Source organism: Staphylococcus canis (assembly GCF_016238445.1).
Taxonomy (GTDB): domain Bacteria; phylum Bacillota; class Bacilli; order Staphylococcales; family Staphylococcaceae; genus Staphylococcus; species Staphylococcus canis.
Window position 1 is genome coordinate 1 of sequence record NZ_JABANU010000039.1, and the last position, 9,719, is coordinate 9,719.

General features: G+C 36.9%; 9 protein-coding genes and 1 rRNA gene. 5 read left to right on the forward strand and 5 right to left on the reverse strand.

Annotation, left to right across the window (positions count from 1 at the left end):
- Nucleotides 1–185: 185 nt before the first annotated feature.
- Genes tsaD through tsaE form a run of 4 tightly spaced genes read right to left on the reverse strand, consistent with a single transcriptional unit; the run spans nucleotide 186 to nucleotide 2,739 of the window.
- Nucleotides 186–1,205 (reverse strand): tRNA (adenosine(37)-N6)-threonylcarbamoyltransferase complex transferase subunit TsaD, encoded by a 1,020-nt coding sequence (gene tsaD, locus HHH54_RS10485; protein ID WP_198618751.1) that lies wholly within the window; start codon nucleotides 1,203–1,205, stop codon nucleotides 186–188.
- On the reverse strand, nucleotides 1,198–1,623 hold the full coding sequence (gene rimI / locus HHH54_RS10490; protein WP_198618759.1) for a ribosomal protein S18-alanine N-acetyltransferase: 426 nt from the start codon (nucleotides 1,621–1,623) through the stop codon (nucleotides 1,198–1,200). Before rimI ends, tsaD begins: the two co-directional genes overlap by 8 nt.
- Nucleotides 1,620–2,297, reverse strand: a complete 678-nt coding sequence (tsaB, locus tag HHH54_RS10495) for a tRNA (adenosine(37)-N6)-threonylcarbamoyltransferase complex dimerization subunit type 1 TsaB (protein ID WP_198618752.1) — start codon at nucleotides 2,295–2,297, stop codon at nucleotides 1,620–1,622. The genes rimI and tsaB overlap by 4 nt, the downstream gene beginning before the upstream one ends.
- Nucleotides 2,290–2,739, reverse strand: a complete 450-nt coding sequence (gene tsaE / locus HHH54_RS10500; RefSeq protein WP_198618753.1) for a tRNA (adenosine(37)-N6)-threonylcarbamoyltransferase complex ATPase subunit type 1 TsaE — start codon at nucleotides 2,737–2,739, stop codon at nucleotides 2,290–2,292. Before tsaE ends, tsaB begins: the two co-directional genes overlap by 8 nt.
- Before the next feature lie 450 nt (nucleotides 2,740–3,189).
- Between tsaE and ilvD the strand changes: the two genes are divergently transcribed.
- From ilvD to ilvA, 5 genes are all read left to right on the forward strand, one after another.
- Nucleotides 3,190–4,878 (forward strand): dihydroxy-acid dehydratase, encoded by a 1,689-nt coding sequence (ilvD, locus tag HHH54_RS10505; RefSeq protein ID WP_198618754.1) that lies wholly within the window; start codon nucleotides 3,190–3,192, stop codon nucleotides 4,876–4,878.
- Between the two features lie 84 nt (nucleotides 4,879–4,962).
- Nucleotides 4,963–6,639, forward strand: a complete 1,677-nt coding sequence (gene ilvB / locus HHH54_RS10510) for a biosynthetic-type acetolactate synthase large subunit (RefSeq protein WP_432813809.1) — start codon at nucleotides 4,963–4,965, stop codon at nucleotides 6,637–6,639.
- The gene (gene ilvN / locus HHH54_RS10515; RefSeq protein ID WP_198618756.1) at nucleotides 6,636–7,109 is read left to right on the forward strand and encodes an acetolactate synthase small subunit; all 474 of its coding nucleotides are present in this window, start codon (nucleotides 6,636–6,638) and stop codon (nucleotides 7,107–7,109) included. The genes ilvB and ilvN overlap by 4 nt, the downstream gene beginning before the upstream one ends.
- A gap of 41 nt (nucleotides 7,110–7,150) precedes the next feature.
- Nucleotides 7,151–8,155 (forward strand): ketol-acid reductoisomerase, encoded by a 1,005-nt coding sequence (ilvC, locus tag HHH54_RS10520; RefSeq protein ID WP_198618757.1) that lies wholly within the window; start codon nucleotides 7,151–7,153, stop codon nucleotides 8,153–8,155.
- A gap of 20 nt (nucleotides 8,156–8,175) precedes the next feature.
- The gene (gene ilvA, locus HHH54_RS10525) at nucleotides 8,176–9,444 is read left to right on the forward strand and encodes a threonine ammonia-lyase IlvA (protein WP_198618758.1); all 1,269 of its coding nucleotides are present in this window, start codon (nucleotides 8,176–8,178) and stop codon (nucleotides 9,442–9,444) included.
- 158 nt (nucleotides 9,445–9,602) lie between these two features.
- Here ilvA and rrf read toward each other — a convergent pair.
- Nucleotides 9,603–9,717 (reverse strand): 5S ribosomal RNA (gene rrf / locus HHH54_RS10530).
- Between the last annotated feature and the right edge of the window lie 2 nt (nucleotides 9,718–9,719).

Below are 9,719 nucleotides of genomic sequence, written 5' to 3' on the forward strand. Positions count from 1 at the left end.
CTCCTTTATTTGGGTTTAGGCACTTTTAATAATAGAGGTCATTGCGTCTTTTTGCATCTAAAAAGTAAAAAATCGGACAAGCAACATTTATAATTTAAATGCCACCAGTCCGATTTATTATAGAACCTGAAAAGTATAATCAAAAAAGCTCTAAACAATTAATCCAATTGCTTAGAGCTTTTGTATTAGTTATACATTTCGAGATCCATACTACTTTTACCGTTGAGTGACATATCACCGCGGATGCCTTTTTCATAGATATAATAACCCGCTGCACCTATCATTGCAGCGTTGTCTGTACACAATTTTGGTTCTGGTATAGAGAGTTCAATATTTCGCTTTTCAGTTTCTTGTTGCAATGCTTGACGTAAACCTCGGTTACTTGCTACTCCGCCAGCAACAATTAACTGTTTCACCCCGTAATCTTCACATGCTCGCATCGCTTTTCCCACGAGTACTTCAACTACGCTATTTTGAAAACTTGTCGCAACATTTTCTGGAATAATCGTTTCACCTTTTTGTTTTTGGTTATGCAGCTTATTAATCACTGCGCTTTTTAAACCACTAAAACTAAAATCGTAACTATTTGGCTCTAACCACACTCTAGGAAAGTCATAAGTATCCTCTCCTTTTGCTGCCAACTGATCAATAATAGGACCTCCGGGATAAGATAGACCTATCGTACGCGCAACTTTATCATACGCTTCTCCAACAGCATCATCACGTGTTTCACCAATCACTTCAAAATTCAAATGATCCTTCATGTAGACAAGTTCTGTATGTCCTCCTGATACTATTAATGCGATTAAAGGAAACTTTAAACCTTGTTCCAATTGATTAGCATAAACGTGACCTGCAATATGATGCACTGGAATTAATGGCTTTTGATGTGCAAATGCTAGCGCTTTTGCGGCATTTACGCCTACTAACAATGCACCAATAAGACCAGGGCCTTGTGTCACCGCAACTGCGTCAATATCGTCCATAGTTTTATCAGCTGTTTCTAATGCGTTTTCAACCATCATTGTCATATTTTCTACATGATGACGACTTGCAACCTCAGGTACGACACCGCCAAAGCGTTTATGGCTGTCAATTTGACTTAATACACTATTACTTAACAATTTAGTTCCGTTTTCAATAACGCTTACACTTGTTTCATCACAGCTTGTTTCAACTGCTAGAATCAGTTTTTGTTCAGTCATTTAAACTCACCCACATCACTAATGCATCCTTTCCTTCACCATAATAATTTTTTCGACGTCCACCATATTGAAACCCTAATTTTTTATAAACATGTTGTGCTGTCTCATTTTCCACACGCACCTCTAAACTCATCGTTGTAGCAGCTGCTCTTGAAAAGTTAAGTGCATAGTTTAACAATAATTGTCCTAAACCTAATCCTCTGTAATCTGGTGCAATTGCGATTGTCGTAATCTGTGCTTGATCAAGTACAATCCATACGCCACAGTATCCTATAATGGCATCGTGATATTCTATCACAAAATAGTGCGCGAAATTATTTTCAAGCAATTCATGATAAAAAGCATCAACTGTCCAAGAACTATCATCAAAGCTCATACGTTCAATATCAGATACCCGTGGCACATCTTCTACAGTCATGCGTCTAATGTTGAGTTCGTTTTGGATTGTTGATTCAACCAATTTTGTTCAGCCTCCGATAATTTTAAATACTGCGGGACAAAATTATGAATTGTAACAGGTTCCCCTTTTAAATGATAGAGATGTTCTGCTTGAGGTAAATTAGGTTTGAGATAATAATTTGAGAGTATATCAAATTGTTGTACATCGCGTCCAACAAAAACAATCTTAGACTGATCTTTAAGTTGGTCTAATAATGTTTCAATTGCTATATATCGATCTCCCATAACTGAAACCAGTTGTTCATTTTGCCATTCATATACACCCGTAAAAACGTGTTGACGACGTGCATCAATAATAGGAACAATCCAATAATCTTTTAAATCCGTCGTAGCAGCAAGTGCTTTTAATGATGAAACACCATAGAGTTTAAGATTAAGTGTATAGGCTAATGTTTTAGCAGTTGTGACACCTATTCTTAATCCTGTATAAGATCCAGGCCCCTCAGCAACGATAATCTCTGACAATGTTTTAGCTTGAATGTCCGCCTCTTTAAGTAATGTCTCAATCATGGGCATTAGTTGTATGGAATGATTACGCTTGATTGCAGAAGTATGCGTATTTAACACATTTCCATCTTTCAACAAAGCAACTGAAATCGGTTGATTGGATGTGTCTATACATAAACTATACATGCTCTAACGCCTCCTTCATTGATTGATAATGCTCACCATGGGCACTTAACTCAATTTCACGTTCATTTTCATCTTTTACTTTAATACTCACTCTTAAGTAATCTTCAGGTAAAAAAGCTTGAATGAATTGACTCCATTCAATCACTGTCACCGCTTCGTCATTGAAATATTCATCAAAACCTAAATCTTCATCTGAATCTTCTAAACGATAACAATCCATGTGATGAAATGTCAGGTTTTGACCTTTATAGGATTTAATAATATTAAAAGTTGGAGAGTTGATGGTTCTTTTGACACCAAGAGCACGTCCAATAAATTGAGATAGTGTCGTTTTACCTGCTCCTAAATCGCCATCTAATAATATGACATCTTGAGCTTGAAGTAAAGGTGCAAGTTTTTCAGCAAAGTTTTGCATATCTTTAATATTTTTGATTCTAATCATTTCACTAACTCCCTGAATTATTTTCTTATTCATTGTAACAGATTTAACGCAATTTGACTTATACGTAACATTAACTCATAAGCCCATTGTCATCGTATTTAACGACAGTTGTTGGAATTATTTTCAGAAAAATTAATATTTATTGTTGACATTAGCATTGACTTAATGTAAATTAAAAATACGAATTTTCTAACAATTCATATATCTCAATTCTTTTACTCATATTCACCATTCAATTTAGAAAGGAGCGTAATCGTATGCGCACACAGATGACTCTATCATACGCACAACAAAATATTATTGTTATTATTTTACGCTCAGGACTGGAGTTTTAGTAAACTTTTTACTAAATACTTAAGTCCTATTTCTAGTTGAATGGGACTTACAAGATACGTCCCAATCCAACATTGGGGCGTATTTTTTATTTGAAAAAATGAGGAGGTTGTTGCTATGAGAAGTGACATGATAAAAAAAGGTGATCATCAAGCGCCTGCGCGTAGTCTATTACATGCAACTGGGCAAATACAATCACCGAGTGACATGAACAAACCATTTATTGCGATATGTAATTCCTATATAGATATAGTCCCTGGACATGTGCATTTACGTGAGCTTGCAGATATTGCGAAAGAGGCAATTCGTGAAGCTGGAGGCATTCCTTTTGAATTTAATACGATTGGTGTAGATGATGGTATTGCGATGGGTCACATCGGCATGCGCTACTCTCTCCCAAGTCGAGAAATTATTGCAGATGCAGCAGAAACTGTAATCAATGCACATTGGTTTGACGGTGTCTTTTATATTCCAAATTGCGATAAAATCACGCCAGGTATGTTGCTTGCGGCAGTTAGAACGAATGTCCCAGCTATTTTTTGTTCAGGTGGGCCTATGAAAGCAGGTTTATCTGCTCAAGGTAAGGCACTCACGTTATCATCAATGTTTGAAGCTGTAGGTGCTTTTAAATCAGGCTCTATGACTAAAGAAGACTTTCTAGATATGGAACAAAATGCTTGTCCCACTTGTGGTTCTTGCGCTGGCATGTTTACGGCGAATTCAATGAACTGTCTTATGGAGGTGCTTGGTTTAGCTTTACCATACAACGGCACCGCTTTAGCTGTTAGTGAACAAAGACGTGAGATGATTCAACAAGCAGCAAAACAACTCGTTGAAAATGTTAAAAATGACATCAAGCCACGTGACATTATTACGAAAGAAGCGATTGATGATGCGTTTGCTTTAGATATGGCAATGGGTGGTTCAACTAATACAGTTTTACATACGCTTGCGATTGCCAATGAAGCAGGTATTGACTATGACCTTTCTCGTATTAATGAAGTTGCCAAACGAACGCCTTTCCTATCCAAAATCGCTCCAAGCTCTTCATACTCAATGGATGATGTGCATCAAGCAGGTGGCGTTCCAGCAATTATCTCAGAACTGATGAAGAAAGATGGTGTATTACATCCTGATCGTCTTACAGTAACTGGTCATACTTTAAGAGAAAATAATCAAGAGCATGTCATTACCAATCATGAAGTCATTCGACCGCTCGATCGTCCTTATGACCATGAAGGAGGTCTATCTATCTTATACGGCAATATCGCTCCAGATGGTGCGGTAATCAAAGTTGGAGGCGTCGATGCCTCTATCAAAACTTTTACTGGTGAAGCCATTTGTTTTGACAGTCATGATGAAGCAGTTGCGGCAATTGATGATCACCGTGTACGAGAAGGACATGTTGTGGTTATCCGTTATGAGGGTCCTAAAGGTGGACCAGGCATGCCAGAAATGTTAGCACCTACTTCTTCTATTGTAGGACGAGGATTAGGTAAAGATGTTGCACTCATTACAGATGGTCGTTTTTCAGGTGCAACACGAGGTATCGCAGTTGGCCACATTTCTCCTGAAGCTGCTGCAGGTGGTCCAATTGCTCTAATTGAAGATGGGGATACTATTTCAATTAATCTTACGAATAGAGAATTAACTTTACATGTAGATAGAGACACACTTGTTCATCGTCAAGAAAACCTCAAACCGTTTAAAGCCAAAGTTAAAAGTGGATACTTATCTAGATATACAGCACTTGTTACAAGTGCCAATACTGGTGGCATCATGCGTTTACCCGATGCTTTAACATAATCAAAGGAGGAATGCTAAATGTTGAAATCAGAATATTCTAAAAACAAATTAGAAAAAGCACAAACACCTACATCATTAGATACTATGACATCTGGTGCTGAATTATTAGTAGAAGCTTTAGTTCAAGAAGAGGTTGAATATATTTTTGGATATCCCGGTGGTGCAGTATTACCCTTGTATGACGCTTTTTATGAACAACGTATTCCTCATATTTTATACCGTCATGAACAAGGTGCAACACATGCAGCTGAAGGTTATGCACGTGTAAGCGGTAAACCAGGTGTTGTAGTTGTTACAAGTGGTCCAGGTGCAACTAACGCGATTACTGGAATTGCAGATGCATATAGTGACTCTTTACCACTTGTTGTCATTACAGGTCAAGTCGCAAGCCCAGGTATCGGAAAAGATGCCTTTCAAGAAGCGGACATTCTTTCAATGACAACACCGATTACAAAACATAATTACCAAGTACGTGATGTAAAAGAAATTCCAAAGATTATTAAAGAAGCGTTCTATATCGCAAATTCTGGTCGTAAAGGCCCTGTTGTAATTGATTTCCCAAAAGATATGGGTGTGTTCTCCACACAAGAGACATACGATACATCAATCCATACACCTGGATATGTTGTAAAAACATCACCAGAACAAGACGATGTGACTCAACTATTAGTTGCCTTATCCGTTTCTCAAAAGCCTGTAGTTTTAGCTGGTGCTGGCATTCATTTTTCAAAATCTAATGATTTACTTCGTCAATTTGTGGAACATTTTGACATTCCAGTTGTTGCTACGTTACATGGTTTAGGAGCGATTCCCTATAGTCATCCCCTATTTTTAGGTATGGGTGGAATGCATGGATCATATGCCAGTAACATGGCGTTAACAGAATGTGATTTATTAATCAATTTTGGCTCGCGTTTTGATGACCGTCTCGCAAGTAATCCAGATCACTTTGCACCGCACGCCAAAATAGTACACGTTGATATCGACCCTTCTGAAATCAATAAAATTATACGTACTGATTTAGGCATCGTTGCTGATGTCAAACATGTATTAACTGAATTGTTAAAACGTCGTGGCGAAGCTGTTAAGCACGATACTTGGGTGAAACAGGTTCAAGCTTATCGCACTCAACATCCTTTCACTTATCTTGAAACAGACAATGAAGCTTTTAGTAAACCTCAACGTGCCATCGAATATATCGGTCAAATTACAAATGGAGATGCCTATGTCTCAACAGATGTCGGTCAACATCAAATGTGGGTGGCACAGTTTTATCCATTTAAAAAACACGGTCAACTCATTACAAGTGGCGGTTTAGGTACGATGGGCTTTGGTATTCCAGCAGCGATTGGTGCACAGTTTGCTAAGCCTGATGCAACAGTAGTCGCTTTCGTAGGTGATGGTGGATTTCAAATGACTAATCAAGAAATTGCGCTTATGAAAGAGTTTAATTTAAATATTAAAGTTGTGCTTATTAACAATGGTACTTTAGGCATGGTTAAGCAGTGGCAAGACAAGTTCTTTGACCAACGTTTTTCAAGCTCAGTTTTTAATGATCAACCGGATTTTATGCGATTAAGCGAAGCATACGGTGTCAAAGGATTTTTAATCGATCAAGCCAGTCAACTGGAGTCCACGATTGATACAGCATTTGCTCATGATGGGCCTGCGGTGATTGAAATTCGTATTTCTCCAACTGAAGCTGTACTACCAATGGTTCCAAGTGGTAAGTCGAATCATGAAATGGAGGGACTCTTATGAGAAGAACCTTTAAAGTACTCGTTTTTGATAAAGCAGGTACACTCAATCGTTTGACTAGCTTATTTGTAAGACGACAGTTCAACATCGTTAATATTACAGCGGGTCAAACCTTACAAGGTGGTGTGACAGAAATCACCTTTGTCGCTGAGGTACCCAATAATCAAGTATTACGTACCATCATGCAACAACTCAAAAAACAAGTAAATACCCTTTCTGTTAAAGACATTACCGAAACAAATACATTTAATAGAGAGTTACTTTTAATCAAACTGACACATTTTGAAAGTGAGACAGAACTGAATCGTATTTTAAATAATTACTCAGATACGTTAAATATTTTAAAACAAAATGAAGATACGGTTTATTTACAAGCTGTAGGACCACCCTACACTTTAGATGAACTAACCGAATCATTAAAATCTTTTCATATTGAGTCAATGTCTCGCTCAGGTACTACAGGTATCGAATAACTTAGCATCCCGATTTAGTAAAAATATTTGGAGGTTTTATTATGGCAAAAGTATACTATGATCACTCAGTAGAAGAAGATGTATTACAAGGAAGAAAAATTGCAATTATCGGCTATGGTTCTCAAGGTCATGCTCATGCACAAAATTTAAAAGACAATGGTTATGATATTGTTGTTGGTATTCGACCTGGACATTCGTTTGATAAAGCACAAGAAGATGGATTTGAAGTATATCCAGTGTCAGAAGCTGTAAAACAATCTAATGTCGTTATGGTATTATTACCTGATGAAATCCAAGGTCAAGTTTATGAAGCAGAAATTGCACCATATCTAGAAGATGGAGACGCTTTAGCATTTGCACACGGATTTAATATTCATTTTGGTGTGATTCACCCTCCTAGTTTTGTTGATGTCTTTTTAGTTGCACCAAAAGGACCTGGACATTTAGTGCGACGTACATTTGTAGAAGGATCAGCCGTTCCAGCCCTATTCGCTGTAGAACAAGATGCTTCTGGTCACGCTCGACAATTAGCATTAAGTTATGCTAAAGGAATTGGTGCAACACGCGCTGGAGTACTTGAAACAACATATAAAGAAGAAACAGAAACGGATTTATTTGGTGAACAAGCTGTTTTATGTGGCGGTGTAACGCGACTCATTCAAACTGGTTTTGAAGTCCTAGTAGAAGCAGGATATCAACCTGAAATCGCTTATTTTGAAGTGCTTCATGAGATGAAACTGATTGTAGATTTAATGTACGAAGGTGGACTCGAAAATATGCGTTATTCCACTTCAAATACAGCAGAATTTGGTGATTATGTATCCGGTCCACGGGTTATTACACCAGAAACTAAAGAAAATATGAAGGCTGTGCTTAAGGACATTCAAAACGGAACATTTAGCGAGCGTTTTATTCAAGATAATCAAAATGGATTTAAAGATTTTAAACAGATGCGAGAAGCACAACAAGGTCATCAAATTACTGAAGTCGGACAAACATTGCGTGATATGATGCCTTTCATTAAATCAAAACGTATTCAAAACTAAACATTTAAGGAGTGAGCACGATGTCTGTAAAAACTACACCTATTCAAGTGAAAGATGTCGAAGATGCATTTGTACGTCTTCAAGAAACGGTTAAATCAACACCTTTAGAAAAAGATCATTATTTATCTCAAAAGTATAACTGTCATGTTTATTTAAAGCGTGAAGATTTACAATGGGTACGTTCATTTAAATTGCGTGGTGCATATAACGCAATTTCAGTATTACCAACATCCCAAAAAAATAAAGGTATCACTTGTGCAAGTGCCGGAAATCATGCACAAGGTGTTGCGTTTACAGCAAAAGAACTCAATTTAAAAGCTGTGATATTTATGCCTGTTACAACCCCTAACCAAAAAATTAATCAAGTTCAATTTTTTGGAGGACCTAATGTAGAAATTCAATTAGTCGGTGATACATTTGATGATTGTTTAAAAGAAGCGCTTCAATACACAGAACACCATGATATGACTTTTATTGATCCTTTCAATAATGTGAATACCATTGCTGGTCAAGGTACTATTGCTAAAGAGATTTTAGATGAAGCAGAACACAATCAGATTGAATTTGATTATCTTTTTGGAGCTATTGGCGGTGGTGGGCTGATGTCTGGCATTGCTACATACTTTTCAGAACATGCCCCACACACAAAACTCGTTGGTGTAGAACCATTAGGTGCGAGCAGTATGTATCAATCAGTGACTCAAAATAAAATAATAACACTACAAAATATTGATAAATTTGTAGATGGTGCTTCAGTTGCACGAGTTGGAGATATCACTTTTGATATTTGTAAAAAGCATATTAACCATTATATTCAAGTCGATGAGGGTGAAGTTTGTTCAACGATTTTAGATATGTATTCAAAACAAGCTATAGTTGCTGAACCTGCTGGTGCGCTTAGTGTTAGCGCATTAGAACAATATAGAGATGAGATTAGAGGCAAAACAGTTGTATGTATTATTAGTGGCGGAAACAATGATATTAACCGCATGAAAGAAATTGAAGAACGTTCTTTATTATTTGAGAAAATCAAACACTATTTTATTTTAAACTTTCCACAACGTCCAGGTTCACTACGACAATTTGTAAATGAGGTCTTAGGACCATATGATGATATTACTAAATTTGAATACTTAAAGAAAACATCTCAAAATACAGGAACAGTAATTATCGGTATTCAACTCAAAAACCATGAAGATCTCCCTGCTCTACATGAACGTGTTAATGCATTTGATGCTAAAAATATCTACATCAATGAAAATAAAATGTTATATTCCTTACTCATTTAAAAGAGTTATAATAATAGGCACATATTTGAGTTCAAAAATGAATCAAATTATGTGCCTATTTTATTCTAAAATACAATGGAAATCAGTAATATTCCTTCATTAAAACTATAAAAAAAGACTAGTCAAAATGACTAGTCGTTACCGAAGTAATTATGAAAACCTGGCACCGTCCTACTCTTGCGGAACGTAAGTCCGACTACCATCGGCGCTAAAGAGCTTAACTTCTGTGTTCGGCATGGGAACAGGTGTGACCTCTTTGCCATAGGCACCAGATA

Excerpts from the sequence above, each read along its gene's own strand:
- ilvA (WP_198618758.1), top strand. The coding sequence starts at position 8,176 with ATGTCTGTAAAAACTACACCTATTCAAGTGAAAGATGTCGAAGATGCA.
- tsaE (WP_198618753.1), bottom strand. The coding sequence starts at position 2,739 with ATGATTAGAATCAAAAATATTAAAGATATGCAAAACTTTGCTGAAAAA.
- ilvD (WP_198618754.1), top strand. The coding sequence starts at position 3,190 with ATGAGAAGTGACATGATAAAAAAAGGTGATCATCAAGCGCCTGCGCGT.
- tsaD (WP_198618751.1), bottom strand. The coding sequence starts at position 1,205 with ATGACTGAACAAAAACTGATTCTAGCAGTTGAAACAAGCTGTGATGAA.
- ilvB (WP_432813809.1), top strand. The coding sequence starts at position 4,963 with ATGACATCTGGTGCTGAATTATTAGTAGAAGCTTTAGTTCAAGAAGAG.
- ilvN (WP_198618756.1), top strand. The coding sequence starts at position 6,636 with ATGAGAAGAACCTTTAAAGTACTCGTTTTTGATAAAGCAGGTACACTC.
- tsaB (WP_198618752.1), bottom strand. The coding sequence starts at position 2,297 with ATGTATAGTTTATGTATAGACACATCCAATCAACCGATTTCAGTTGCT.
- ilvC (WP_198618757.1), top strand. The coding sequence starts at position 7,151 with ATGGCAAAAGTATACTATGATCACTCAGTAGAAGAAGATGTATTACAA.
- rimI (WP_198618759.1), bottom strand. The coding sequence starts at position 1,623 with ATGACTGTAGAAGATGTGCCACGGGTATCTGATATTGAACGTATGAGC.